Annotated in this window: 18 protein-coding genes, 1 tRNA gene and 1 riboswitch; of the genes, 10 read left to right on the top strand and 9 right to left on the bottom strand. The window is 41.5% G+C overall.

What is annotated here, in order from left to right; genetic code table 11:
• Positions 1-12: 12 nt before the first annotated feature.
• From WFY05_RS21250 to WFY05_RS21220, 7 genes are all read right to left on the bottom strand, one after another.
• On the bottom strand, positions 13-2,493 hold the full coding sequence (locus WFY05_RS21250) for a TonB-dependent receptor (RefSeq protein ID WP_340114952.1): 2,481 nt from the start codon (positions 2,491-2,493) through the stop codon (positions 13-15).
• Between the two features lie 40 nt (positions 2,494-2,533).
• A riboswitch (TPP riboswitch) is annotated at positions 2,534-2,631 on the bottom strand.
• A gap of 70 nt (positions 2,632-2,701) precedes the next feature.
• A complete protein-coding gene (locus tag WFY05_RS21245; RefSeq protein WP_340114951.1) occupies positions 2,702-3,127 on the bottom strand; it encodes an acyl-CoA thioesterase in 426 nt (141 codons plus the stop codon).
• 1 nt (position 3,128) lies between these two features.
• Complete coding sequence (locus WFY05_RS21240; RefSeq protein WP_340114950.1) at positions 3,129-4,169, bottom strand: glycosyltransferase family 2 protein; 1,041 nt, start codon at positions 4,167-4,169, stop codon at positions 3,129-3,131.
• Positions 4,170-4,175: 6 nt separating this feature from the next.
• Entirely contained in the window at positions 4,176-4,652 is a 477-nt protein-coding gene (locus WFY05_RS21235; RefSeq protein WP_340114949.1) for a hypothetical protein, read from the bottom strand.
• Between the two features lie 34 nt (positions 4,653-4,686).
• Entirely contained in the window at positions 4,687-5,487 is an 801-nt protein-coding gene (locus WFY05_RS21230; RefSeq protein ID WP_340114948.1) for an inositol monophosphatase family protein, read from the bottom strand.
• 33 nt (positions 5,488-5,520) lie between these two features.
• Positions 5,521-6,825: a tRNA (N(6)-L-threonylcarbamoyladenosine(37)-C(2))-methylthiotransferase MtaB gene (mtaB, locus tag WFY05_RS21225; protein WP_340114947.1), complete on the bottom strand. Its 1,305-nt coding sequence runs from the start codon at positions 6,823-6,825 to the stop codon at positions 5,521-5,523.
• Positions 6,826-7,000: 175 nt separating this feature from the next.
• Entirely contained in the window at positions 7,001-8,335 is a 1,335-nt protein-coding gene (locus WFY05_RS21220; protein WP_340114946.1) for a PhoH family protein, read from the bottom strand.
• A gap of 101 nt (positions 8,336-8,436) precedes the next feature.
• Between WFY05_RS21220 and WFY05_RS21215 the strand changes: the two genes are divergently transcribed.
• Both WFY05_RS21215 and WFY05_RS21210 read left to right on the top strand, forming a co-directional pair.
• Positions 8,437-9,732, top strand: coding sequence for a bifunctional folylpolyglutamate synthase/dihydrofolate synthase (locus WFY05_RS21215; RefSeq protein ID WP_340114945.1), 1,296 nt, complete (start codon positions 8,437-8,439; stop codon positions 9,730-9,732).
• 99 nt (positions 9,733-9,831) lie between these two features.
• Positions 9,832-9,906, top strand: a tRNA-Val gene (locus WFY05_RS21210).
• A gap of 73 nt (positions 9,907-9,979) precedes the next feature.
• Here the strand turns inward: WFY05_RS21210 and WFY05_RS21205 are convergent.
• Together WFY05_RS21205 and WFY05_RS21200 are read right to left on the bottom strand one after the other, a co-directional pair.
• Positions 9,980-11,332, bottom strand: coding sequence for a sensor histidine kinase (locus tag WFY05_RS21205; protein WP_340114944.1), 1,353 nt, complete (start codon positions 11,330-11,332; stop codon positions 9,980-9,982).
• Positions 11,329-12,693, bottom strand: coding sequence for a sigma-54-dependent transcriptional regulator (locus WFY05_RS21200; protein WP_340114943.1), 1,365 nt, complete (start codon positions 12,691-12,693; stop codon positions 11,329-11,331). The genes WFY05_RS21205 and WFY05_RS21200 overlap by 4 nt, the downstream gene beginning before the upstream one ends.
• Positions 12,694-12,951: 258 nt before the next feature.
• Here WFY05_RS21200 and WFY05_RS21195 point away from each other — a divergent pair, with 258 nt between their 5' ends.
• The 8 genes from WFY05_RS21195 to WFY05_RS21160 all read left to right on the top strand — a co-directional run bounded on the left by WFY05_RS21195 (position 12,952) and on the right by WFY05_RS21160 (position 26,971).
• A complete protein-coding gene (locus tag WFY05_RS21195; protein ID WP_340114942.1) occupies positions 12,952-13,347 on the top strand; it encodes a hypothetical protein in 396 nt (131 codons plus the stop codon).
• Positions 13,348-13,579: 232 nt separating this feature from the next.
• Positions 13,580-16,009: an ABC transporter permease gene (locus WFY05_RS21190; RefSeq protein WP_340114941.1), complete on the top strand. Its 2,430-nt coding sequence runs from the start codon at positions 13,580-13,582 to the stop codon at positions 16,007-16,009.
• A 141-nt stretch (positions 16,010-16,150) separates the two neighbouring features.
• On the top strand, positions 16,151-17,512 hold the full coding sequence (locus tag WFY05_RS21185) for a TolC family protein (RefSeq protein WP_340114940.1): 1,362 nt from the start codon (positions 16,151-16,153) through the stop codon (positions 17,510-17,512).
• A 136-nt stretch (positions 17,513-17,648) separates the two neighbouring features.
• Complete coding sequence (locus WFY05_RS21180; RefSeq protein ID WP_340114939.1) at positions 17,649-18,899, top strand: efflux RND transporter periplasmic adaptor subunit; 1,251 nt, start codon at positions 17,649-17,651, stop codon at positions 18,897-18,899.
• 142 nt (positions 18,900-19,041) lie between these two features.
• Positions 19,042-19,740, top strand: coding sequence for an ABC transporter ATP-binding protein (locus WFY05_RS21175; RefSeq protein WP_340114938.1), 699 nt, complete (start codon positions 19,042-19,044; stop codon positions 19,738-19,740).
• An 84-nt stretch (positions 19,741-19,824) separates the two neighbouring features.
• A complete protein-coding gene (locus WFY05_RS21170; protein WP_340114937.1) occupies positions 19,825-22,173 on the top strand; it encodes an FtsX-like permease family protein in 2,349 nt (782 codons plus the stop codon).
• 17 nt (positions 22,174-22,190) lie between these two features.
• A complete protein-coding gene (locus tag WFY05_RS21165; protein WP_340114936.1) occupies positions 22,191-24,512 on the top strand; it encodes an ABC transporter permease in 2,322 nt (773 codons plus the stop codon).
• Positions 24,513-24,577: 65 nt separating this feature from the next.
• On the top strand, positions 24,578-26,971 hold the full coding sequence (locus WFY05_RS21160; protein WP_340114935.1) for an ABC transporter permease: 2,394 nt from the start codon (positions 24,578-24,580) through the stop codon (positions 26,969-26,971).
• Positions 26,972-26,975: the final 4 nt, after the last annotated feature.

Genomic DNA, 26,975 nt, shown 5'->3' with positions numbered 1-26,975 from the left:
TATGGCTCACATCTAAAACTTAAAATCTATCCCAAACATAAGATGTGTTCCGGCCTGCGGGAAATATCCATCCATTTCGTAACGTTCGCCACTCAGGATGTAAGAATATACCCAGGCATTCGATTCGTATTCCTCGTTAAACAGGTTATTCACCATTAGATGAAGGGTGATTTCTTCGAATAAACCGGTTGTAAAACTGTAATCAGCCTTTAAATTATTTACAAAATAGGCATCAAGTTTTCGTGCATCGCTCGATGTATTATCGATGTACTGTTCGCCTACGTAATTTGAAATGAAGGCAATGCTGAACTTTTTGCCCGGAGAAAACACAAACTGACTGTTCCCGATAATATTTGGAGAAAATGCCAGATCGCTTGTTCCCAGTTCTATCGCATCCTGACCACCGGTATCCCAGTTATCGACATATTCTGTGAAGTCTTTTATTCTGTTCAAACTAAAGGTGGCATTACCATTCCATCGGAAATTCCTTGCCAGTTGAACACCGGCTTGTAACTCAGCACCTGCCCGGTAACTTTTATCCACGTTCACCATAATCGGGGCACCAACGTCATTAATCTGTCCGGTAAGTACCAATTGATCTTTGTAATTCATGAAATAGAAGTTAGCCCCGAACGAAAACTTCGACGAAGCAAAGTTGTATCCCAGTTCCCAGTCCTGCAGCGTTTCATGAACCGGAGAATCGTATCCGGCCGGGTAATCGACAAAGGCCGAACGGTTGGGCTCGCGGTTGGCAACGGCATACGACAGGTAAAGCTCCTGATTATTGGCAATCTGATAAAATAAACCCAGTTTAGGATTAAAGAAATTGAATGCATGATCCTGTGAAATATCGCGAAGGTCGTCGTCAATTCCTGTAATTTCGTAATTGATGTGTCGGTACTGCAGATCGGCAAAAAGGCTGAGTTTTTGTGCCACCTGCCAGTTGTATTTGGCAAAAACATTGAAGTCCTTTTTCAGCCCTGTTCCACGGTACCATTCATGTTTTGTCCTTTTTACTCCGGTTTGTTGAAAGTAATTGTTGTCCGGAAGATTATTTCCGAGGTACCGCGCCCAAATTACATTACCAAAATGGTCGCCGTCGTAAACGTTATAACCTCCGCCTACCGTGAAATCCGAATTGTTTTGAGAGTAGTTGAACGAGTAAGTTGCTCCGTAAAAATCATTGTCGAGCCATTTGCGGTTCACCAGGTCTGATGTTTCAATGGTTTCGTCGCCGATAACAATAGGCGCCAGCTGATAATCTTCCAGGGAAGCATCGTCTTCGTAATTCTCATAATAACCGTAACCATGTGTCCAGTGTAACGACGCATTAAAGTTAAATGCCAAACTGAATTTGTGCGAAAAGTGCAATTGGTAATGATCCTGAGTATAGTGATCCACCTGGTTTTCGTAGGTATAATAATTGTACGTTCGTCTGTCGGAATTCATCATGTGCTGTGTTTCCTCAGGTGTGTACAACCAGTGATCTTCGTAGCGTTGCATACCTGCCATGTCATTTTCCAGGCGTACTTTAGGAACGCCCCACCAGGCCTGGTAAGTTTCTTCGAATCCAGAAAAAACATTGAGTTTGAGCACGGTGTTTTCAGAGTAGTATCCGCCTGAAACAAAGAATGATTTCAGATCGGAAAAGGCGCGGTCGACAAAACCGTCGGAGTTCACTTTCGACAAACGCACATCCATCGAGAAATGATCATTTATCAATCCTGTACCGGCCGATAAGGTGTTTTTAAAAGTATGGAAAGAACCGGCAGCGGTTTTAAATTCGCCATAAGCATCTTTTCTAAGGCTATTGGTTTGCAGGTTAATACTTGCCCCAAAAGCAGCTGCTCCGTTGGTTGATGTTCCCACTCCACGCTGGATTTGTACATTATCGAGCGATGAAGCTAGATCGGGCTGGTCGACAAACCAGGTTCCGTGCGATTCGGCATCGTTCAGCGGAATACCGTTGATGTTTACATTAATACGGTTCAGGTCGGTTCCACGAATTCTGAAATTGGTGTATCCCACACCGGCACCGGCATCGGATGTCGTTACAAAACTTGGTGTAAGTTGTAAGAGGTAAGGAATATCTTGTCCCATGTTGCGGCTGGCAATGTCCTCGGCTGAAACATTTGAGTAAGCCATCGGTGTTTTGTTGTTTGCCCGTGTGGCCGACACGAGGATCTCATCAGTCATAATTACATCCGACTCCAGGTTCACCTCAATGCTTTTATCCGAGGTGAGTTGCAGCTGGAGTTCTTTGCTTTCGAATCCAATATAGGAAACTTTTAGGGTATAATCTCCGGCATCGAGGTTGGTCATTTTGAAACTGCCGTCAGCAGAAGTCGAAATTCCGTAATAACTGTCGGCAATTACAACGCTGGCACCGAGTAATGGCTCACCGTCTCCTGTTACAGTTCCACTTAACTCGATTTGCCCAAAGGCCAATACTGCCAACAACTGAAGCAGCATTACTAAACTAAACTTTTTCATTTTTTTGATTGTATTGGTTAAAAAATAACCAATGAGGCAGGAAAAATCCTTTCGCTCTCCCTACGCCGGTGCTAACCGGATCAGGTTCTTTGAGTATAATCTCAGTCCCGAGCACTCGAGACACCCCATTGCGTAAATGTCGGTGCTAAGTTATAAGGGAATTTTAATCCCACAAAATGATAGGCCAAAAAGAAGGAGAAATTAATCTTTAATTTTCCTCGGCAGGAAGGTAATATTTTTCAAAGTTTTTGCGGTACTTGACGATTTTTCGTGATGGTTTCTGAGTTTCACTATCGATAAATAAAACTTTTTGCTGAGCGGTTGAACAAACATCGCCATTACCGTTTAAAAAGCGAAATTTAAAATTGGCAGAAACATTAAACATCTCGGATACCCAAACCTCAACCTGCACCGTGTCGTTCAGGAAGAATGGTTTTTTATACTGGATGGTAGTTTCGGTAATAATTGGCAAAATCTGGTCTTCCACCGAAAGGTGCTGAATATCCAGTCCCATGGCTTCAATAAGTTTTACACGGGCATTTTCGAGCCATTGCACATAAATAATGTTGTTTACATGGCCTACAAAGTCGATATGATAGGTATATATGGGTTCGGCGAATTTTAGTTTCTTCATGCTACTTCAGTTTAAAATCGAGTTCTGAGAATTTGGTTTTTTTCTGAATGAAAAATTTCCACATAATGCTCTTCCGATAAATTTCGGGATGGTCGTTGGTGGTAACCAGTTGCTTTAACGCATTTCGTTTTTTTCTTACTGCTGAAAGGTTTTGGTAGAACGAAATATGTGCTTTGAATAAGGCGTTAAATGCCTTCCATTGAAATCCAAGCAAAAACTTAGCTGCCGCAACACCATCCAAAATCATGCGAATAAACATGGTTCGTTTGAATTTGTCTTGCGGCAAGTTCTTGTACAGCATGTAAAGGTTATTTCTGAAATTCAGATAAACCTTGCGTGGATTTCCGTATTCCAGGCTTCCGCCACCGAGATGATAGATCACACTTTGTGGTTCGTAAATGATCTTGAATCCCTGGTTTTTCAGCCGCCAGCACAGATCAATCTCCTCCATGTGTGCCCAGAAATCGGCATCGAGGCCGCTACTGGCTTTGAAAACATCGGCGCGCACAAACATACAGGCACCTGTAGCCCAGAATATTTCTCCCGGATTATTGTATTGCTTTTCATCTTTTTCCACACGATCGAGAATTCGTCCTCGGCAAAACGGGTAACCAAACTTATCGATAAATCCGCCACCGGCACCTGCATACTCAAACAACCCGGGTTCCTTATAACTTAAAACTTTTGGCTGAATAGCGGCCACTTTCGCATCGTTCTCAAATAGTTGGATGCAAGGTTGTATCCAGTTTTTAGTCACTTTTACATCCGAATTTACCAGCACAAAATAATCGGCTTCAATCTGGTTTAAAGCTACATTGTAGCCTTTGGCAAAGCCGTAGTTGGTTTTCAAATCGAGCAGTGTAACTTCCGGGTAATCCTTTTTTAATACCTCCAGCGAATTATCCGTGGAGCCGTTATCAGCAACAATAACTTCTGTGTTTTCGCCTTTCGAATGTTCAATGATCGAGGGTAAAAAATCGGGGAACAACTTTTCCCCGTTCCAGTTTAGTATTACGATAGCAACTTTTCCAGGTTGGATCATTCGTGTTTAGTTCAGTAAAAGTTTGGCAATTATGGTAGCAAGATTTTCCTTACCAAGACCTTCCAGCAATTCGCTAATTTTTTGCTCTTTTTCCTTATCGTCTGATTTCAGGAGGGCCTCAATTTCTTTGATCTGCTTACCGGTGAGTTCGTCTTGCAACAACTCCCAAATTTTTTGGGCATCTGTTGAATCAGAAGGAAGCCCCAGATGTTCCAGTTCGGTGATGGTAGCTTCGAGAATTTCGCGTGCCTGCATTTTTACCGGATCCTTGTCTTTGGTTTTACCCGCTGCCGCAGTATCGCGCAAACTCCAGCTCGAATAATCGTAACGCAATTCCCTGATCAGTTTCAATTTTGAATTGTCTTTTCCGAAAATGCGTTCCAGAAAAATAAGGGTGTGCTGTTTCCACGCATCCAGGTCGAATTTGGTTTCGTCGAGGCGTGCCAGCTGTTCTTTTAACAAAGCGATTTCTTTCTCGGCCATGGCAATTGTATTAATAAGGCAAAATACAATTTTTTTACTGCTTTTCTCCCAAATAGCAGTGAATTATGCTGTAGAACTCATCGAAATAAGCACCGCTTGCCGAAACGAGTTCGCCACCAAAAAGCCAGTTTTCGCCGCCATTAAAATCGGTGATCTTTCCGCCGGCCTGCTGAAGGATAAAAACTCCGGCTGCCACATCCCAGGCGTGCAAGGCGTGTTCGTAAAATGCATCGAAACGGCCTGAAGCAACATAACAAAGATCGACCGCTGCCGAACCAAAACGACGCAATCCCAGGGTGTTCTTCATGAGGTAGCGCATCGCATCGATGTAGTCATTCACACGATCGAAATCGTAATACGGGAATCCGGTGCCGATCAGTGTTTCTTCCGATTTTGAACGGTTCGCCGTTTTTATTTCTTCACCGTTGCAATAAGCCGGACTTTCTTTCCATGCATAATACATTTCGTCGGCGCCCAATTCGTAAACCACGCCAAGTACCATTTTGCCATTTTGGGCCAGGGCAATGCTAACCGAATGCGGAGCAATGCCAAATAAGTAATTCGTAGTTCCGTCCAGCGGATCGATAAACCAGGTGAATTTTTCCTGATTGGAGTCCGCTGTTCCTTCTTCCGCTACAAAACCAGATTCAGGAATGAGTTTTTTCAATGCAGTAACAATGCGTTCTTCAGCGGTTTTATCAACATAGGTTACCAGGCTGGCAACACTTTTAACTTCAATGTTTTTAGCTGTAATTTTCTTTTGTTCCTCACGGATAAAAGCACCCACTTCGCGCGCAATATCCTGAACCTGGAAACAAAGCTTTTTGTAATCCATTCGATTGATGTTTGAGGTAAAAGTACGGAAAATTTAGGCGGTCATTTCAACAGCAACATGACCATTGGGTAAAATTGATTTTAATTTTACTGTGCCCAATTGATTGACCAGCGATTCGGAATAAGGAACTTCCACTTTGATGTAGTTTTCAGTGAATCCCATCATTTTGTCCTTTTTCTGCTGTTCCTCGAATAAAACGCTTTGCTCGCTGCCAAGATTTTTTTCGTAGAAAGCGCGTAGTTTTTTCTCCGATAAGTTGATGTACATTTGGGTGCGCCGCTTACGGTCTTCTACATCCACTTTCCATGGGATTTTAAGTGCCTGTGTACCGCTTCTTTCAGAATATGTAAAGGCATGAAGTTGAGAAATTTCCAGTTCATTTAGGAAATCGTACGATTCCTGAAAATAGTCTTCGGTTTCGCCATTTGTTCCTGCAATTACATCGACACCAATAAAGGCATATGGTACAATTTCACGGATCCGTTCTACGCGTTTGCGATACAAATCGGTGGAGTATTTACGTTTCATCAGCGACAGAATTTCATCGGAGCCCGACTGAAGCGGCATGTGGAAATGCGGCATAATTACTTTGGAGTCGGCCACCAGTTCGATGATCTCGTCTTTTAAAAGATTAGGCTCGATGGATCCCAGCCGAAGTCTTTCCAATCCTTCAACCTGCTCTAGTCCTTTAAGCAGATCGAGGAAATTTTCTCCGGTCGATTTTCCAAAGTCTCCAATATTTACGCCAGTCATGATGATTTCCTTAAAACCTTTGTCGACTGCTTTTTTCGCTTCGGCAACCGTGTTAATAATACTGTCGTTTCGGCTTTTTCCGCGTGCATACGGAATGGTGCAAAACGAACAGTAATAATCGCAGCCATCCTGAATCTTCAGGAAACTGCGGGTTCTGTCGCCCCACGAAAATGCTTTGTGGTAGCTTTTAATATTTGCCAGACGGGTGGTTTGGATTTGGGTAGTGCTGTTTTTGTGTAAATCGTTCAGGTACGCCGGAATGTGAAATTTTTCCTGCGTACCCAAAACCAGGTCAACTCCTTCAATATGACCAACTTCTTCGGGTTTAAGCTGCGAGTAGCATCCAACAACAATCACCATTGCATTTGGATTCTGACGAACTGCCTTACGAATGATATTTCGGCTGGCTTTGTCGCCCTGGTTGGTTACCGAACAGGTGTTGATCACATACACGTCAGCATTCTCTTCAAAATCAACACGATCAAAACCAACCTCCTTAAATGAGGCCGCAATACTCGACGTTTCCGAGAAATTGAGTTTACAACCCAGTGTATAAAAAGCAGCTTTCTTCCCTTTGTAATCCATCTCTAATCTGTAATCTTTCTAAATAGGCTGCAAAGTTAGAAAAAAGCTGCTTAATGCAAATACTTCTTTTTGAACTGATTATTCTTTTCGATCGTCATTCTGTCCCGATAATTATCGGGATGTTTCGGAATCTTTCTCAGAAGACGCTGAAATAAATTCAGCATGACGAACATTCTTACAATAAATTGCTGGCCAGTTCTGCTAAATAACTACGTTCGCCTTTTACCAGATTGATGTGTGCAAACAATTCCTGGTTGCGCATGCGGTCGGTCATGTAGGCCAACCCGTTCGATTTCATATCGAGGTACGGCGAATCGATTTGTTGCAAATCGCCGGTAAATACCATTTTTGTTCCTTCGCCGGCACGGGTAATAATCGTTTTTATTTCGTGAGGCGTCAGGTTTTGTGCCTCGTCGATGATAAAAAAGGCATTTGACAAACTCCGGCCGCGGATATAGGCAAGGGGAGTAATGTTCAGACGCTCCTCCTTCACCATTTCCTCGATGAGCTGGTATTCGTTGCTGCGCGGATTAAACGTATGCTTTATTACCGACAGGTTATCGAATAAGGGTTGCATATAAGGATTTATCTTTTCGTCGGCATCGCCGGGCAAATAACCCAGGTCGCGGTTACTTAGTGCCACGATCGGACGGGCTAGTAAAATTTGCTCGTATTGTCGGTGTTGCTCGATAGCTGCAGCAAGAGCCAGCAATGTTTTTCCGGTTCCTGCTTTACCGGTAAGTGCCATTAAGCGCACCTCCGGATCCATCAGCATATTCAAACTAAATGTTTGCTCCGCATTTCGTGGTTTTATCCCGTACGCCGACTTCTTTTCCACCCGGTAAATGCGTTCCGATTTCGGATCGAAACGTGCCAACGCACTCGAAGAATTTCCCCTGAAAATATAACACTCGTTAGCTTCAGGAATAAAATCTTTTCCCAGATCTTTCGCAGCAAACGATCCCTGGCTGTAAAGGGTGTCAATCAGCGTGTCGTTGAAGTTTTCGAAGGTAGTTACCGTTTTATCCAGAATGTGTTCGTCGGTCACCTGGTCGGTTTTGTAATCCTCCGACTGAATGCCCAGCGATTTGGCTTTCATGCGCAGGTTGATGTCCTTACTTATAAGAACCGTTTTGCGTCTGGGATACGATTTTGCTATGTAATCGGCAATAGAAAGTATACGGTGGTCGGGAATGTCTTCCTTGAAAGAAGCTTTCAATTCATCAGAAAAAGGTTTGCCGGTTTCAATCCTGAGTTTTCCTTTTCCCTGCCCAAGTGTTTTTCCACCGTTAAAAAGTTCATCCCCAACAATTTCATCGAGCAGACGGGTAAATTCGCGTGCCTGAAAGTTGATAAGATCGTTTCCTCGTTTAAATTTGTCCAGCTCCTCGAGTACTGTAATTGGAAGAATAACATCGTTATCCTGGAACTGGTAAATACAAGTGTAATCGTGTAAAATTACGTTGGTGTCAAGAACGAAAATTTTACTCTTTTTTGTCTTACTTAGCATATAAAAATTGAATTTTTTAAATATAGATTAATCGGCGAGAATATGAGATTAGAAGCTCAAAAATTAATAAACTTGCAATCGTTAATAAATAATTTTTTTACGTGAACTATAGCGATACTTTAAAATATTTGTTTACGCGTTTACCCATGTTTCAACGCAGTGGTCCGGCGGCTTACAAAAACAATTTGGATAACACGCTGAAGCTGGGTGAATTGTACGGTCATCCACATAAAAAATACAGGACTATTCATGTGGCGGGCACCAATGGGAAGGGATCGGTTTCACACATGCTGGCTGCCATTTTGCAAAGTGCCGGGTACAAAGTAGGATTGTATACTTCTCCACATCTGAAGGATTTCCGCGAACGCATTAAAATTAATGGCGAAATGATCGCGGAACACGATGTGGTTGAGTGGATTGAACAGTATCGAATTAACAATGAATTGTGGAAAATTGAACCCTCATTTTTTGAGTTGACGGTCGCTTTGGCATTCGATTATTTTGCCCGCCAGGAAGTGGATGTGGCAATTATGGAAGTGGGACTCGGTGGCCGTCTGGATTCGACCAATATTGTTACTCCGGAAGTCAGTATCATTACAAACATTGGTCTCGATCATACAAACCTACTTGGCAACACTTTGGAAATAATTGCAGGTGAAAAGGCCGGAATTATTAAGCCAAATGTTCCGGCGGTTATCGGAACCAGTCAAAAAGAAACAACTCCGGTTTTCATGCACAAGGCTAGGGAGGAAAATGCGCCCATACATTTTGCGGATCACGAGTACAAGGTGACTTATGCTACTAAGGGTCTGGATGGGAAACAAATTCTGCACGTGCAGCAGAATGAGAAGGCTGTTTTGCCCGGTCTGAAATTAGATTTGCTGGGAGTTTACCAGCATGCGAACATCCCGGCTGTTCTAAAGTCGGCAGATGTTTTGCGTGAAATAGGATTTGACATTTCTGAGCAGGCCATCAGAATTGGACTGAAGGAAGTAGTTGGACTGACAGGTTTACTGGGACGCTGGCAAGTGATAGGTAATAATCCGCTGGTTGTATGCGATACCGGCCACAACGAAGATGGCATGCGGTCAATTGTCGGCCAGATTAGAACTACGGCGCATAAAAAGTTACACATTGTTTTTGGTACGGTTAGCGATAAAAATGCGGATAAATTGCTGGCCTTGTTGCCAAGAGAAGCTGAATATTATTTTGTTCGCGCAGATATTGAAAGGGGCATGGATGAAAATGAACTTCAACATCAGGCAAACTTGCATGGATTGAAAGGGGAGTGTTATAATTCTGTTAATGAAGGACTCAAAAAAGCCAAAGAAAATGCCGGATTTCACGACTTGATTTTTGTGGGTGGAAGCACATTTGTAGTGGCCGAAATTTTATGATGATTTTTTTTATTTATTTTTTGCAGAACTAAAAATAGCTTATATATTTGCAGCGCCTTTCTGAAAAAGGAGGCACGTTCAGAAACAAAAACAAGATTGGGGGGGTTAGCTCAGTTGGTTCAGAGCACCTGGTTTACACCCAGGGGGTCACTGGTTCGAATCCAGTACTCCCCACGGAAAAGGTCGACGAAAGTCGGCCTTTTTTGTTTCTAGTATTATCCTTCAATAGGTCTTTCAGATAGCATGTCTAAAAAACCAGAACTGCTTCAGTGTATTTTCCTGAAACGGAACTCATTTTCAGGCTGCCGCCATGCAACTGCATGATTTGCCTGGAAATGCTGAGCCCGATCCCCGAACCATTTTCTTTCGTGGTGAAAAAGGGAACAAAGATTTTGTCCATCAGCTCATCTGAAATTCCCGGTCCATTGTCAGAGACTGAAATGGTTGGGTGTCCTGCTGCATTAACAGTTGCTTTGATCGTAATTTTTGCATTTTCATTGTCTTCGTTGGCCTGATATGCATTTTTTACCAGGTTGATCAACACCTGAGAAATTTGCTTTTCATCGGCATGCAATTCCAGTTCAGCAGGCTCAACGTTACACGATAATTCAACATGACCGGCATTTTCAAACGAAGAGGATAAAATCCGAATATGATCGATTAGGTTACTCACCTGAAAGACTTTCTTTTCAGGAGCCGGAAGTCGTGTGATCTTCCGATACGACTCTACAAAATTGATCAGCCCCTTGCCTTGTTCGCGAATCACTTCCAACCCGCGAATAGTTGTCTCAATCGTTTTTGTATTAATGTCTTCCGGCGAAACCATTGCACCATCTTTATAAAAATATCCGGCCAGACTTTCCGACAACGAGGTAACCGGAGTGATGGAGTTCATGATCTCGTGCATCATAACACGTATCAGTTTACGCCACGATTCCAGCTCTTTTTCATCCAGCTGGTTTTTAATGTCGTGAACCGAAATCAGCATCAACTCATCCTTCTCCGAAATAAATGAATTCGACTTGATGAGCAGCTGAAAAATTCCGCTTTTTAAATGCAGTGTGATCAGGCGTTGCTCTGTAGGCTGTATTTCTTTTATCGTTTGAAAAAGTTTAGGATCGATCCGCTCCAACTGGTTGATATGGGTAAGAACATCCACCTCGAAAAGTTGTTTCGCCAGCTTATTCGAATGCAAAATAAAACCTTTTCTGTTAAAGGTGAACATGCCCGTGGCAGCGTGTTCCAGAAGCGCCTGAAAATACTGTTCCTGCTTCTGGTTCTCCAGGTAAATTTGTTGTATTTGTGAGTTTACTTTCTGTAGACTTTGGTTGAGGTCATTAATAACCTTGTTGCTGACATTATTCGGGAATCGAAGCGTTGAATCTTCGTTTCTTATGGCATCGAAAAAGTAAAATATCCGGCGGTTGATGTGGTTCAGAAAATAGATGAGGTTAATGGTAACTCCTAAAATAAAAAGGAAGGGGATGATGGCTAAAACATAAGCTTGCTGGTCGAAGATCAGCCAACCTAAAAAGAGGGCGCCGGCCAGCATAAGCAACACTCTGACAAGGATTTTGACGTATAGATTCTTACTGATCATAGCCCGTATTTTTTTATTTTATTATACAATGTTTGGCGTGTAATTCCGAGCTTTTCGGCAGCCAGACTCATGTTTCCTGCATTTTTATCAATGGCCGATACGATCATTCGTTTTTCCATTTCTTCAATGGTCAGCAGTTCATCTTCAAACTTTGATGCGAATACTTGTTTAAAGAAAAAATCTTCAGGTTTTAGCACCATCGAATCACTTAAGATCACGGCCTTTTCGATGGTATGCTGCAGTTCGCGAATGTTGCCGGGCCAATTGTATTTCAGCAGTTTTTCCTGTGCCGGTTGATTGATCTTTAATCCGTGTTTTTCGTATTTAGCAGCAAATTTCTTCAGAAAGAAATCGGCCAGAACAATAATGTCGTCGCCTCTTTGACGTAATGGCGGGACTTCTATTTGAATGGTGTTGATGCGATACAACAAGTCTTCGCGGAACAATCCTTCGGCTACCATATTTTCCAGTTTTTTATTGGTGGCGCAAACCAGCCGGATATCAACCGGAATTGGTTTGTCGGATCCCAGCCGCATAAACTCATGGTTTTGAATGGCGGCCAGTAATTTGGCCTGCAAATGAAACGATAGGTTCCCAATTTCGTCGAGAAACAGTGTTCCCTTGTGTGCCGTTTCAAATTTGCCGGCGCGGTTTTCACGGGCGTCGGTAAAGGCGCCTTTTACGTGACCAAATAGTTCGCTCTCGAAAAGTGTTTCGCTAATGGCGCCCATGTCAACACTTACCATAACCTCATTTCGGCGTTGCGAAAGGCGGTGAATTTCTCGGGCGATCAGTTCTTTCCCGGTGCCGTTTTCGCCAGTAATCAGAATGTTAGCATTGGTTTTTGCCACCTTTCGCACCATGTTCATCACCTGCGTAAGTTGTGGCGACGAGCCAATTATAAACTTCTGATCGCGGTTGAGTTCCTGTTTTAATCCGGCTTCTTTTTGCCTGAGTTTACCAACTTCTGTTTTCGAGAAATTGAGTTGGACAGCCGCTTTAATGGTTGCCAGCAGTTTATTGTTGTCCCACGGTTTGGGCACAAAATCAGTAGCTCCCTGTTTCAGGGCTTTTACCGCCAGTTCCACTTCACTGTAGGCGGTAATCAGCACCACCGAGATATCAGGATAACTCTTTTTTATCTGTTCGAGCCAGTATAAGCCTTCGTTTCCAGTGTTTATTCCGGCCTGAAAATTCATGTCGAGAATAACAACATTGTAGTTGCCGGTCCGGAGTTCATTGGGGATGAGATTCGGATTGGTAATTCCTTTAACTGCATCGAATTCCTGCCCCAGCAAAATTTCCAGGGTGCTGATGATGCTTTTGTTGTCGTCGACGATTAGAATGTTTCCCTTGACCATCTTTTTTACCCAAAATTACGGAGAGTGTGTTTTAAAATCAATGTTGTGTAAAAATAATTGACAGGTTGTTGTTAAGTTTTTTTACGTAGGTTTGAGGTGTGGTATTGTTATTAGTTTGTTATTCAGTGCTTTGTGTTTTTTGGCATTGGTTTGGTAAAATCTGGAATGAACAGAAAAAAGAAAGAAAAATGAATGGAGGAGTAAGTCATGAAAACAAAAGAAAACAATTTGAGAAAAAGGCAACAAGAAAACATGCTAATGAAAAGAATCACTGTTCTTTTCGCTTTGATTATGGTGTGCACTTCATTAAATGGACAGGGACTTTGGTCACAACCCAAAATCAATCACAGCCAAAGTTTACTGGCAATTAATGTGGCAGTAGCAACTGAAATTAATTCAAATAGTGTTGCGGGTAACATAAGTGAATATTTAGTGGAAGAGACTGAAGCTCCAATGGAGGTGGAAAATTGGATGACAAATGAAAGTTATTTCAATTGCTACATCGATTTTTTGGAAGTTGAACATGAAGAAAAACTGGAAATTGAAAACTGGATGGTTGACGAGGAATTTTTTGTAAAAAGTTATATGCTTATCGATAAAGAAGAAGTCCTTGAGATTGAAAACTGGATGGTTGACGAAAGTTACTGGAAATAAAACAGCTACGATAAACAGAAAATAAAATAATGCGTAAACATAGTTTATATTAGAGCTTACAACGGCAGGAGATGCAAAACAATGTATTTCTTGCTGTTTGGTATGTATTAATATGAAATCCTTTTGAGAAGATAAAACCGGAGAAATTAAGACTTGAATAACAGAACAGAAGTTATTCTTCTGGCTGAATTTGCAGGCATTGCCTTATTTGCTAACCTTAATTTTTTCGATCATGTTTTGGAATTTTATTAAAATTGCCTGGCGCCACTTCGCAAAAAATCAGGTAGTTACTTATATTCAGATATTTGGACTGGCAGTCGGTCTAACAGTATTTCTGTTAATTTCTCTCTGGGTAAATAACCAACTTAGCTTCGATAAGTTCGGTGGACATGAAAACCGCGTGTATAGGGTTGAGTTTTATTCGCCTGAATACAGTGGCTGGACTGAACACGCTCTTGCTTTGGGGCCAATTCTGCAACGCGAAATTGTAGGGATTGAAAAAGCAGTAAGAGTAAAATACATGGGATATCAGGGAAAATTGTCTTATCAAAAAGGACAGGATCCTGATGAGATAATAGAAGTAACGCATAAACACCTCTTCTTTGCTGATAGTACATTTTTTGAAGTATTTCCATTTCAGTTTATCTATGGCAATCCAAAAACCGCATTGCTCGACCCTCAATCAATAGTGTTGCAGGAATCTGTTTCAAAAAAACTGTTTAATAACGAGTACCCCATTGGGAAACAGGTTACCAATCAGAATAATATGACTCTGACTGTAACCGGAGTTATAAAAGATGTGAATAATTTCCATATCCCTTTCCAAACAGTAATACCTATTAGTTCATTAAAGCAGCATTATAAGAATTCCAGTATTGAGTGGGATACCTGGAGTGCATTCTTTCATCCTACTTATGTTTTACTATCCCAAAATGTAAGCCCGCGGGATGTTGGCCTGAAAGCCACTGCTCATTGTAATGAACTGTTTAGGAAAGCATGGCCGGATATTGATAACAGTCAGAGTGAATACCGCCTAAGGCCTTTAAAGAACATCTATTTCTTCGGAAAGACAGAAAAGGAATTTAGTTATGTGTTGCATGGAAATTTCCGTTTAATGGCAGGATTAATTGGAGTTGCTATTTTAATATTACTACTTGCCGGTATTAACTTCATCAATCTGAATGCCACGCGGACATTTTTCCGTACAAAAGAAACGGGAATCCGCAAAATTGCCGGTTCCGACAGGAAACATATTTTTATCCAGTTTACAGGAGAGGTTGCGCTCATCTGCCTTTTTGTTCTGTCCTTGTCGCTTGCATTGGTTTATATTGCTCTCCCATATTACAACAACCTGATTGGCACACAACTGTATTTCAGGGAACTTTTATCGTTATATAACCTGATTACCATTGCCGGGTGTCTCCTTTTGCTGATTATCTTTACAGGGATTGTTCCTTCCTGGTTATTATCGGCATGCAGACCGGTTGCTGTTTTAAGAAATCTCGCATTATATACTTCGAAAAGGGGGAACTTTACAAGTAAAGTGTTGCTCGTTTTGCAATATAGCATTACCATAATTGTGCTTTCCATAACACTTCTTGTAGCTAAGCAAACAAACTATATGAAAAACAGCGATACCGGAATGAATCTCTCAAATGTTCTTAAGTATAATAATCCTTATCTTCTTTCACAAAAAGAAAAAATGGATACATGGAGAGAACGTTTGCTGGAGTGCCCGGCTATTACCAATGTTTCTTATACCATGACTGTTCCCGGAATTAATTTTCAGCCCGGCTTTGTTACGTACAACTTTGAAGGTAAGACCGTTGAAACCTATGGGATTTATTGCTATCCGGAACTTTTCGACTTATTGGAAATACCAATTGTGGAAGGACGTGGATTTATTCCCGGGAATAAAGCAGACCAATCTACGGGCAACCAAACGTTGCGGGTAATATTAAACGAAGCGGCTGTTAAGGCTTATGGATTGAAAAATCCGGTTGGGACAATAGGAACAGTTAACAACAGGAAGGTCGAAATTATTGGGATTGCCAGGGATTCTCATTTCTCCTCATTAAAACTTCCCATACCACCAACCATAATTACGAATTGGCCCGAAGGAGGATATAATTTGCTTATCAGGTTTATACCGGGTAGTATCAAAGAAGTAAAGGCCCATCTGTCTAAAATTTCAAAAGAGGTCTTTGATATGGATTGGGTGCCGGAAGAAATCTATTTGTCCGACTTATACAACAAGCAATACGAAAGCGAAGAAAAGCTGAGCGAAATGTTTATATGGTTCTCCCTTTTATCTGTATTGATTGCTGCCCTTGGAATGTATGGTATTTCCGCCAATGCCATCCACCGCAGGGTGCGGGAAATTGGTTTGAGAAAGGCAAATGGCGCTTCAGTTTGGGATATCATGGCATTGATTCAAAATTATTTCGGGAAGATAATTTTATGGTCGGGCCTGATTGCACTTCCTGTTGCCTGGTATCTGGCCTCAAGATGGCTTATCAATTATCCGTACAAAACAAAATTAAGCTGGTGGATTTTTGCTGGGTCCCTTTTACTCGCAATCTTAGTTGCAATTGCTACAACAGGCTGGAAAACCTGGAAGGCAGCAAACAGAAATCCTATAGAGACTCTCAGGTTTGAATAAAATTAATCATGTAAAAATATTTTACAATTTCCTGTAAATAATTTTAACGTTTTTGATAAGGGGTTATTTGTAAGGCACACTAAATCAGGACAAAAGGTTTGTGGCATTATTCTGGCACGATTGAGGCAAACAATCGATTCGATGATGAAGAAAACACAAATATTATTCTTGTTAGTTATTTATTTGATGATAGGAAATGCAATTCAGGCCCAACAAAAATGGAGCCTGAGCCAATGTATTTCTTATGCTATTGAAAACAACATTAATTTAAAGGAATACGAGATTCTTGAAAAATTATCTCTGGAAGACGCACAGCAGGCCAAACGCAATATGTTGCCGGGTATAAGTGCTTCAACGAGTGCGGGATTGAGCTTTGGTAGATCTATTGATCCCAACACGAATGATTATGTGGACACGGAATTTTTTAATAACTCATACAGTTTGTCATCGTCTATCGCTGTTTTTAATGGGTTCCGTATTCAGAACCAGATAAAATATCAGCAATTCAGAAAACAGGCCTCGGAGTACAATCGGATAAATGCAACCGACGATTTGGCGTTTAATGTGATGGTGGCCTTTTTTGATGTGGTTTATTTCAAAGGAATGCTCGGAATTGCCAACGAGCAGGTAGAAGCCTCAAAGCTAAGTTTGAAAACAACAGAAAAGAAAGTGGAAGTTGGTTTAAAAGCCAAAACCGACTTGCTGGACATGCGAGCCAACCTGGAGCGCGAAGAACTCAACAAAATTCAGATTGAAAACACCCTGGAAACAGCAACTTTAAGGCTAAAGCAGTTGATGAACCTTGTTTCTGCTGAGGAAATGGAACTGGTGGATGAATCGTCGGTGGTAATTAACGAACAAGTTGCTCAACCGCGACAGCTTTTTGAGCAGTACACCGGTTGGTCACCATATTATCAGTCGATTGAAGCCAATGTGAAAGCTACGGAAAAGGGACTTGCCTTAAGTCGCTCGGCACTCTATCCGTCGATTTATGCCAATGGCTCGATAAGTACCGGTTTTTACGAAACCAATGTCGATGCCGATGGAAATACGGTGGCTTTTGGCGACCAGTGGAAAAACAACAAGAACCAGTACGTGGGAGCTTCGTTAAGTATTCCGGTTTTTAGTCGGTGGGGTAATCGTTCCGAAGTAAAAAAGGCAAAACTGGAACTGGAACGTGCCCAAAATAATCTCGACGACGAGCGGCAAAAACTGTTTTTCGAAATGGTGAATAACCTTACCGAACTGGAAGCTTTGTACAAAGAACACAGTCAGTATGTGAAGCGCACCGAAGTTGACGAGCTGGCTTTTCGGGCCGCTGAAAAAAAATTCGACCAGGGACTGATCGACATTAACGATTACTACATTGCAAAAAACCGTTTGGCAAATACTCAAAGTCAGGTTTTGCGCTCGCGCACACAGTGGGAGATAAAAATGAAAGTACTGCAATTTTACCGGGGACAGCGCTTTTGGGAAACGGAAGAAAGTTTACAGTCTCAGTAGGCAGAATGAAGAAAGTCATTAGACATTGGTCATTAGGAAGAAAACCAAAGACGAATGACCGGTGACTAAGCAAGTTTGAAGAGAATATTAGAACAGAAATAGAACGAAAAATATTAAAAGTACCATAGATATGGGAATGGATAAAAAAATTGAAAAGAAAAAGGGCTTAAAAGCCAGGCACATTATTTGGATTGTTGGCGGATTAGCGTTTGCCTTTTTGTTGTATAAAGTGGTTGTGGGAAGCAGTGGTTCGGTGTTTCGGGCCGAGAAAGACAAGCTGACCATAAGTACCGTAACCGACGGCGAGTTTAACGATTACATTACCGTAATTGGCCAGGTAGAGCCTATTACCACCATTTTCCTTGATGTGGAAGAAGGTGGAAAAGTGGAAGAGATTTTCATTGAAGAAGGTGAGATGGTAAAAAAGGGTGACGTAATTCTTCGCTTGAAAAACAACGATCTGAACACTACCATCATGAACAGTGAGTCGAATATGGCCTACCATTCCAACGAACTTCGAAATACACAAATTGCTATTGAGCAACAACAGATCGGTAATCAACGCGCCAAGCTGGAGATCGATCTTAAAGTAACACAGGCCGAACGAAAGTACAAACAATATGAAGCCTTGTACGATGATGACCTGATTGCCCGCGAAGAATACCTGCAAGCCAAAGAAGATTACGAACTGGCGCTAAAAGAAAAGGAGTTGACTTACCTGAAGTTTGAACAGGATTCGATTTTTCGTTCCAACCAAAAGAAAAACATGGACGAAAGTCTGGAAAATATGCGCGATAACCTGGCAATGGCCCGCTTGCGTTTGGATAACCTGAATGTCAAAGCGCCTGCAGATGGTCAGTTGGGATTACTAAATGCTGAGATAGGGGAGTCAATTGCCCGTGGACAGCGGATTGGAATGGTGAATATTTTGACCGACTTTAAAATCAACGCGCTTATCGACGAGCACTACATCGACCGCGTGCGACGTGGATTAAATTCGTCGTTCGATCGCGGAGGTGAAAACTACAACCTCACCGTTAAAAAAGTGTATCCGGAAGTGCGCGAAGGACAGTTTGAAATTGACATGATCTTTGAAGGACCAAAACCGGATAACATTCGTACGGGACAAACTTACCACACAAAATTGCAGCTCGGTCAACCCGAAAAAGCGGTGTTAATTCCAAAAGGTGGTTTCTTTCAGAGTACAGGTGGCCAGTGGGTTTATGTGCTGAACGATAACGGAACGGAAGCCGAAAAACGCAGTATCCGTATCGGAAAACAAAATCCACAGTATTACGAAGTGCTGGAAGGTATAACACCGGGCGAGAAAGTAATTACTTCAAGCTACGATTTGTTCGGCGATAACGATAAGATTGTGTTTAAGTAAAAAGGAAAAAATAGAAAGGCAAAAGTTGGTTGTCATTTCGACGACGAAGGATTATAAATCCCTATCTTTTAAAACCAGATTTCTCAGTCGTTCCTCCTTCGAGATGACAAAATATATACAGAACAACAAAAATAAAGATATAATGATAAAGACAGAAAATCTAACAAAAGTATTCCGCACCGAAGAAATAGAAACCAGTGCGTTGAACAAGGTGAACCTGCATGTAAAAAAGGGAGAATTTGTTGCCATAATGGGACCTTCGGGGTGTGGAAAATCTACTTTGCTGAATATTATCGGCTTACTGGATAATCCGACCAGTGGTGAATATTATTTTGATGGTGCAGAAGTTGGAAAGCTAAAAGAACGCAACCGAACCATGCTGCGCAAAGGGAACATCGGTTTTGTGTTTCAGAGCTTTAACCTGATTGATGAGCTGAATGTTTACGAGAATGTGGAACTTCCGCTGATCTACCTCAAACTAAAAGCCCGCGAGCGTAAAGAAATGGTGGAAAAAGTACTGGAGCGGATGAAAATTGCGCACCGTGCCAAACACTTTCCGCAACAACTTTCAGGTGGTCAGCAGCAGCGTGTGGCTATTGCACGTGCAGTAGTTGCTAATCCAAAGCTGATTCTTGCCGATGAGCCAACCGGTAACCTCGACTCGAAAAACGGTTTGGAAGTAATGAACCTGCTTACCGAACTTAATCGCGAAGGCACTACCATTGTAATGGTAACTCACTCGCTGCACGACTCGGAATTTGCCCACCGCGTTGTAAACCTGTTCGACGGTATGATCATTACCGAAGAGGTGAAAAAAGAAATGGGAGAGATCCTGCTATAAAAGGAGCATGGTGCAAAGAGCCAAGAGCAGGGAGTGAAATTAGCGCTCTGCTCTCTGCGTTCTGCCCTTGACAGAATAAAAGCCATGAAAAATTTACGATTTATATTCAGAATGTTTCGGCGGAATCCCTTATTGGTTTTTGTAAACCTGCCCGGATTGGCCATTGGATTAAGTGCAGTATTGCTGTTGTCGGTTTACCTGAAACACGAGTTAAGTTACGACCAGCATTTCCAAACAAAAAACAATGTTTTAAGACTCTACAACAAAGTTACCGAAGAAGGCAATGTTACAAATTGGGGAATCTGTTTACGCAGTGCGTACACGGAAATTCCATCAAGAGTTCCGGAAATACTATCGGCCACACAAATTTACAGAGGATGGGGAACAACAGCGGAATATGAGAAACAAAAATTCCCCAATATGCAACTATTGTTTGCCGACAAGGATTTCTTTGATGTTTTCGGACTGGAGCTGATTCAGGGAAACAGCGACGATGCTTTGGTGGGTGAAAACAACGTGGTAATTACCCGGTCAACGGCACTAAAAGTATTCAATACCGTTGATTGTGTTGGCAGGGTTTTGAATGTTTCGGAGGAACCGGCAACAGTGACAGGTGTAATTAATGATTTACCCAATAACACGCACTTTAATTTCGATTTGCTGATGTCGATGCAGACGGTTCATCCCGAAAACTGGGGGGGACTGGAACTGTACACCTATTTCAAAATTGATGAAAATACCGATTTGGCTGCGGTTGGCGAAAAAATAGCCGTTGCAAACAACGAGTTGATGAAATCGTGGGGTGAGACATTTAACCTTTCAGTGGAAAGTGGAACAGAGTTATTGGCAGACCTGCACCTGCATACCGTTGTTGATTTCGATCTTTCGCCAAAAGCCAATTTAACGCATATATTTATCATTGCAGGCATTGCCTTTTTGGTACTGCTTATTGCCATGGTCAATTACATCAATCTGTATGTTTTGCATGGCGAAAAACGAATTGCCGAAATTGCTTCACGAAAATCATTGGGAGCAACACAAAGCACGTTGAGTCGTTTGTTTTTTACCGAAACATCTGTGATCAGCCTTTTATCGTTTTTGCTGGCTTTGGGACTAACAGCACTTGTTCAGCCCGCGTTTGCTATATTAATGAAAAGCCAGATCGAGCTGTCGGACATGTTTTCCTTTTCCGGAATATTATTGGTGTTGGGAATTCTCGCCGTTTTAATACTGGTTTCCGGTTCTTATCCGAGCTATTATTTGTCGAAATTAAACCTGGTAAATGCGCTTAAAGGAAAATCAAGTAAAGTTAAACGGAAAAGCACACTGTCGCGAATTGCCGTTATTTCGCAGTTTTCCATTTCGGTTTTTCTCATTAGTGCGCTGGTAATTGTTTTTGCCCAGGTGAACCATTTGAAAGAAGTGCCACTTGGTTTTAATCCTGAGAATGTAATCGGGATTACCAATCTGAATAACGAGGTGCGACGAAGTGCAGCGTCTATTGCTGATGAATTGTCGCAACTGGCATTTGTAGAAGATGTTGCGTTTTCTGATCATGGGATGGGGCAAGGTTCAAGCGGACAAGGAATAAAAAAATATGGCGATCCCGGAAATTTGAATAGCGTAAATGAATATCGGGTACATCCCGGATTTGCCAAAACCATGCAACTGGAACTTGTTGATGGGCGTTATTTTAATAATTCAGAAGCAGATAAGAATGCGGTAATTCTTAACGAAGCGGCTGCAAAAATGCTAGGAGCTGATGTAAAAGTTGGGAGCCTGGTTCAAATGTTCAAAGTTCCCTTAACAGTAATCGCCATTGCAAAAGATTTTTACTACATCGATCATCCCGGGGCTCCTATCGAACCTCTTGTTATTACAAACAAACCCAACAACGTAAATAACCTCTATGTGCGAACACAAGCCGGAACCACTTCTGTTCAGCTGGCACAAATTGATGAGGTGATTAAAAGTTATTCGCCGGAACTTATCGTTAGCAAGTTTCAATTGACTGATGTTTATGCCAATAAATATACCAACGAAGAGCGTATGATAAAACTGGTTACCACCGGTGCCGGACTGGCGATCATCATCAGTTTTATTGGTTTAATGGCACTTTCGGTGCTGAATGTAAACCGACGGAAAAAAGAGATCGGAATACGAAAAGTAATTGGAAGTACCGAAACGCAGGTTGTTCGCGAGTTGTTAAAAGAAACGTTTATCCTGGTTCTTATTGCGATTGCGATTGCTTTTGTTGGCAGCTATTTTACCATGCATCAGTGGTTACAACATTTTGTTAACCGCGTTACCATCAGTCCTTTATATTTTCTGGTCAGCGCTGCTTTTGCATTGTTAATAGCTTTTCTGGCGGTTGGCTGGCAAAGCTGGCGGGCAGCTACTCGCAATCCTGTTGAGGCCTTACGGTACGAATAGAAGTAAATTCACTAACTATGAAAAACCTGTTAAAACTAGTTGTACGTGTTCTTATAAGACAAAAACGATTTTTGATTTTTTCTGTCATCAGTCTTTCCGTGTGTCTGACCTTGGTTGTTCTTAGCTCGGCATACTATGCCTATGAAATTAGCTCCGATAAATATCAAAGTAATTATAACCAGATTTACAGGCTGGTAAATACGCCGAAAAATCAGGTAAGACTTGACGAACAATATTATAACACCTTGCTAAGCAGTTTTACGGGAATAGATAAAGCTTGCCGTTTGAACATTTTTGGATCGATGTTAACTTCTAATGATATCGTACAGAAAATAGATAACCTTGTTGTTGCTGATTCAACCTTTTTCGACCTGTTTGATTATGCCATTTTATCGGGTTCAAAGCAGTACCTTTTAAATGCACCCAATAAGATAGTATTGACAAAATCGCTTTCAGAAAAATTGTTCGGGAAGGAAGATCCGCTTGGGAAGCCGGTTAACATTAATATGGTTACAACCGCTTATGTTTCGGGAGTGGTTGCAGATATGAAACAGAAATCACATTTCAAATCCGATGCAATCGTTTCGCTTTATACTGAAAATTTGCCCTGGAGTGGCGGTAATTTCTGGAATCAGAACGGAAAGTTTAAAGTGAAACTTTTCAGCTATTATTTGCTGTTGAATAAAAATGCGGATACGGCGAGTGTTGCTACCCAGATAAAATCGACCTACGATTTTCCGTGGTATAGTTTCACTCCCAACATCGAAATGCAGCCGCTTTCCGATATATTTCCCAATAACACTTATCGCGATGCCGGTGTCAGCCACCTAAATAAACCACTGCTGTGGCTTCTGCTATCGATTACTCTAATCGTTGTAGTTATTGCCGGAATAAACTATATCAATCTGAGCTTGTCGAAACTTAACGCGGAATCGAAAACCGTTAGTATTCTTAAGGTTAATGGGGCTCAACGAAACAATATGTTCAAACAATATGCCTTGTCAGGAGGACTGGTACTCATGTTGTCTTTTGGGATTGCACTTATGTTATCTCTTAGTTTATTGCCTTCTTTTAATCAGTTAATCGGTTCCGAAATCAGACTGGAAATTCTATCCGATCTCTCGTATTTTATTCCGTTTTTTGGTGTTATCGTTCTTCTTTTTCTTCTTATCGGTTTATATCCGGCATGGTTGTTTTCCAGTATTAACCCAATCAGCTTGTTTCAGGGTAAAATTGCCGGAAAAATAAGACTCAGTTCCTTTTCCAGAATCCTGCTCATTTTTCAGTTTGCATCGGCTATTGTTTTAATAGCTTCTGTACTCATGGTTTTAAAGCAAATAGATTACATGAAGAATAGAAATCCGGGGTTTGATACGACTTATTTGATAAAGCAGGACATTCATTATTCAGTGAAAAATCCGCAGACCATAAAAACCTATGCCAGCGAGTTATTGAAAAATCCGAATATCTTGAAATTGAGTTTATCGGATGGGGTACCTCTGGGAATACATTCATACAGCGATCAGGAGGTAAACGGACACGACGTGAAATACAACGACATTAATTGCGATGCTTCTTTCTTTAGTGTTTTGGATATGGATCTGGTGGAGGGAAGATCATTTTTTGAGACGGACAAAGATGTTTGCATTATAACAGAGAAACTTGCCAAAGAATGCGGTTTCGATGAGCCGCTAAATGAAAAAATCGGTAATACCCGGATTGTTGGAGTGATGGCTGATTTTAATAGTCAATCGATGCACGAGGAAATAAGCGGAGTTATGTTTCGGCCCGTTGGAGATTATATTTCAAATGTAACATTTCGGATAGATGGAGCCAACATACCTCAAACTTTATCCTCCGTCGAAAATTCATGGAAAGAGTTTTTCCCTGAATATCCTTTTAATTACCAGTTTTACGACGATTTAATAGCACAGCAGTACCAAAAGGAACAAAGGCTGGCAGACTCCATAAGCATAATTGCGGGCCTGGCCATGTTTTTATGTTGCCTCGGCTTATTAGGTCTGGTATTAAATATGGTTGAAAACCGGGTAAAAGAGATTGGCATACGCAAGGTAAATGGTGCCAAAGTTTCGGAAATTCTTTCTATGCTGAACAGAGACTTTGTAAAGTGGGTGGTAATCGCATTTGTAATTGCAACACCCATTGTGTATTACGCCATGAATAAATGGCTGGAAAACTTCGCTTACAAAACGACACTAAGCTGGTGGATTTTTGCACTGGCCGGAGTGTTGGCTTTGGGAATTGCACTGCTTACCGTTAGCTGGCAGAGTTGGCGGGCGGCTACACGAAATCCTGTTGAGTCACTCAGATATGAGTGACGAAATCCCGACAGAATCGTCGGGGTTGAAGCACTACTCAGATATGAATAAAAATATAGAATTCAATGATCATTCGTTTTGTCATACGAAACCTAAAAAAGCATCCTATTCTTAATTTAATTAAGGTGTTGGGCTTGGCACTGGCTTTGACCGGTATAGTATTTATTTCGCTTTTCCTGAAAAATGAATTAAGCTACGATACCTACCATAAAAATTCAGAAAGGATTTATCGCTTCACGATTTCGAATCCTGAGTTTATGGGAAACAGTCATTTTGCCCGTTTTCACAATTCCGGACAAATTCCACTGCTCGCTGATTATTTTTCTGATATCGATGAGTTTGTCAGGTTGGCTCCGGTTCGTGGTGGTGTTGTTTTGCACGATGAAAAATATTACGACATAAACGAAGCTTTTGAATGCGACAGCAATTTCTATTGTGTTTTCGATGCTCCGCTGCTTATCGGTAACAGCAGTACTGTTTTAGAGGCACCGGCCTCGATGGTTGTTTCTGAATCGTTTGCTCAAAAAATATTCGGTAATGAAAACCCGGTAGGTCAGGTGATATCCATTCCGCCGGGGCAGTTTTATGCCAATAAAACCGATTATACAGTCAAAGGTGTGATGAAGGACTTTCCACAAAACAGTCATTTTCATCCCGATTTTATTGCTACTAAAGCCCAGGGTGAAATGCAGGGCTGGGCATGGTCCTACCTCTTGCTTGCTCCCAATGCAGGTCCCGATTATATTACTTCGCACTATTCCGAATTTTTGGCAGCTAATAGCGATACTCCGGTGGATCAAATTAAGACAGAGGCACATTTGCAAAATATCACCGACATTCATTTGCATTCAGATAAGCTTCGCGAAATTGAGCCAAACGGAAACATGACGAACATTTATGTGTTGGCCATTGCAGCACTGATCTTACTGCTTATTTCAATGAGTAATTATGCCAGCCTAAACCTGGGAATGGCGGGTTTTAGCGCTAAGTTTATGACAATGAATCAAATTCTGGGCGCGTCAAAACATACCAGGTTGCTGTATTTTATTGCCGAGAGTTTATTTATTGTGTCAGCGTCTGTTGTGTTGTTTCTTCTGTTTTCTATTCCTGTGCATTCGGTTATTCAAAATCATTTTGGAGTCGATCTCCTGCGTGGAAATCTGTTCCCGGTGATTCTGATTGTAATCCAATTTAGCATGTTGGGTATTCTGTCTGGTTTGCAGCCTGTCTTGAAACAGAATTTTGGGCGGTTATTTTCATCACTACGAAATTCAAAACCACTTTTCTCGAACAGCATTTCAGTAAACAAAGGAATCATCATATTTCAATACACTTTTGCCATTGCACTGATTGTTGCTGTTCTGATTATCACGAAGCAGACCAATTTTGCCATGAAAAGCTCGCTGGGTGTACAGGAAGACAACATCGTTTGTTTCGAATCGGTACATGCCAGTGTTCAGCAAAAGTTTGATGTTTTCAAAACTGAACTTTTAAAATACAATTCCATCGAATCGGTGTCGGCCATGATGGAAGCTCCCGGCGGAGAAGCCAACGACATGTTCTCTTTTGAACTGGAAGGATATGATCAAGAGGAAAATTCACAGGAAAGATTGGGTGTTTTTCCCTGCGATTATTCATTTGCTTCGCTTTTTAACCTGACATTTTTAAGTGGTACTAATTTTTCTGAGAATAACGCAGATAATGAAGGTTCAGGAGAATATATCATCAATGAAGCGGCAATGCATCAATTGCGATTCGCCGATCCGGATTTGATTGTTGGTAAAGAATTTCAGCTCATTTCTCCCGTTCAGGGCATTACCATTCCAAAAGGGATAATTAAGGGTGTTGTTAAAGATTTTCACCTCTCGAATATAAAAAAGAAGGTAAGGCCGTTGGTATTTTTTAAACGCGAAAAATTGTGGCTGATCAATTTTGTGGTTGCTTACCACCCGGGCATGAAAGATGAAGCCATCGGGGACATGCAAACCGTTTGGACAAAGTTTTTTCCCGCTTACCCTTTCACGTACGAACATGTGGGTACCATGTACAAGCAGGTTTATAAAACTGAGATTTTGCAGGCCCGCTTACTATCAGTTTTTACACTCTTATCAATTTTCATTTGTTCAATGGGATTGCTGGGGCTTTCACTGCTGATCAGTCAGCAACGAACCAAGGAAATCGGGATCAGAAAAGTGAACGGTGCGAATGTGTTGGAAATCCTGGGAATGCTCAATAAAGATTTTCTAAAATGGATTATAGTTGCTTTTGTAATTGCAACACCCACTGCGTACTACGCCATGAATAAATGGCTTGAGAATTTTGTATACAAAACCACTTTAAGTTGGTGGATATTTGCACTGGCTGGGTTGCTGGCCATGGGAATTGCGCTTTTGACCGTTTCGTTTCAAAGTTATAAAGCTGCAGTTAAGAATCCTGTAGAAAGTTTAAGATATGAATGAAGTT

It is taken from the genome of Maribellus mangrovi, from assembly GCF_037646455.1.
Classification (GTDB): Bacteria; Bacteroidota; Bacteroidia; order Bacteroidales; family Prolixibacteraceae; genus Draconibacterium; species Draconibacterium mangrovi_A.
Note: the sequence above shows the minus strand (reverse complement) of the source record. Positions and strands in the feature narration are given on the sequence as shown.

Excerpts from the sequence above, each read along its gene's own strand:
- WFY05_RS21250 (WP_340114952.1), bottom strand. The coding sequence starts at position 2,493 with ATGAAAAAGTTTAGTTTAGTAATGCTGCTTCAGTTGTTGGCAGTATTG.
- WFY05_RS21245 (WP_340114951.1), bottom strand. The coding sequence starts at position 3,127 with ATGAAGAAACTAAAATTCGCCGAACCCATATATACCTATCATATCGAC.
- WFY05_RS21240 (WP_340114950.1), bottom strand. The coding sequence starts at position 4,169 with ATGATCCAACCTGGAAAAGTTGCTATCGTAATACTAAACTGGAACGGG.
- WFY05_RS21235 (WP_340114949.1), bottom strand. The coding sequence starts at position 4,652 with ATGGCCGAGAAAGAAATCGCTTTGTTAAAAGAACAGCTGGCACGCCTC.
- WFY05_RS21230 (WP_340114948.1), bottom strand. The coding sequence starts at position 5,487 with ATGGATTACAAAAAGCTTTGTTTCCAGGTTCAGGATATTGCGCGCGAA.
- mtaB (WP_340114947.1), bottom strand. The coding sequence starts at position 6,825 with ATGGATTACAAAGGGAAGAAAGCTGCTTTTTATACACTGGGTTGTAAA.
- WFY05_RS21220 (WP_340114946.1), bottom strand. The coding sequence starts at position 8,335 with ATGCTAAGTAAGACAAAAAAGAGTAAAATTTTCGTTCTTGACACCAAC.
- WFY05_RS21205 (WP_340114944.1), bottom strand. The coding sequence starts at position 11,332 with ATGATCAGTAAGAATCTATACGTCAAAATCCTTGTCAGAGTGTTGCTT.
- WFY05_RS21200 (WP_340114943.1), bottom strand. The coding sequence starts at position 12,693 with ATGGTCAAGGGAAACATTCTAATCGTCGACGACAACAAAAGCATCATC.
- WFY05_RS21195 (WP_340114942.1), top strand. The coding sequence starts at position 12,952 with ATGAAAAGAATCACTGTTCTTTTCGCTTTGATTATGGTGTGCACTTCA.
- WFY05_RS21190 (WP_340114941.1), top strand. The coding sequence starts at position 13,580 with ATGTTTTGGAATTTTATTAAAATTGCCTGGCGCCACTTCGCAAAAAAT.
- WFY05_RS21185 (WP_340114940.1), top strand. The coding sequence starts at position 16,151 with ATGATGAAGAAAACACAAATATTATTCTTGTTAGTTATTTATTTGATG.
- WFY05_RS21180 (WP_340114939.1), top strand. The coding sequence starts at position 17,649 with ATGGATAAAAAAATTGAAAAGAAAAAGGGCTTAAAAGCCAGGCACATT.
- WFY05_RS21175 (WP_340114938.1), top strand. The coding sequence starts at position 19,042 with ATGATAAAGACAGAAAATCTAACAAAAGTATTCCGCACCGAAGAAATA.
- WFY05_RS21170 (WP_340114937.1), top strand. The coding sequence starts at position 19,825 with ATGAAAAATTTACGATTTATATTCAGAATGTTTCGGCGGAATCCCTTA.
- WFY05_RS21165 (WP_340114936.1), top strand. The coding sequence starts at position 22,191 with ATGAAAAACCTGTTAAAACTAGTTGTACGTGTTCTTATAAGACAAAAA.
- WFY05_RS21160 (WP_340114935.1), top strand. The coding sequence starts at position 24,578 with ATGATCATTCGTTTTGTCATACGAAACCTAAAAAAGCATCCTATTCTT.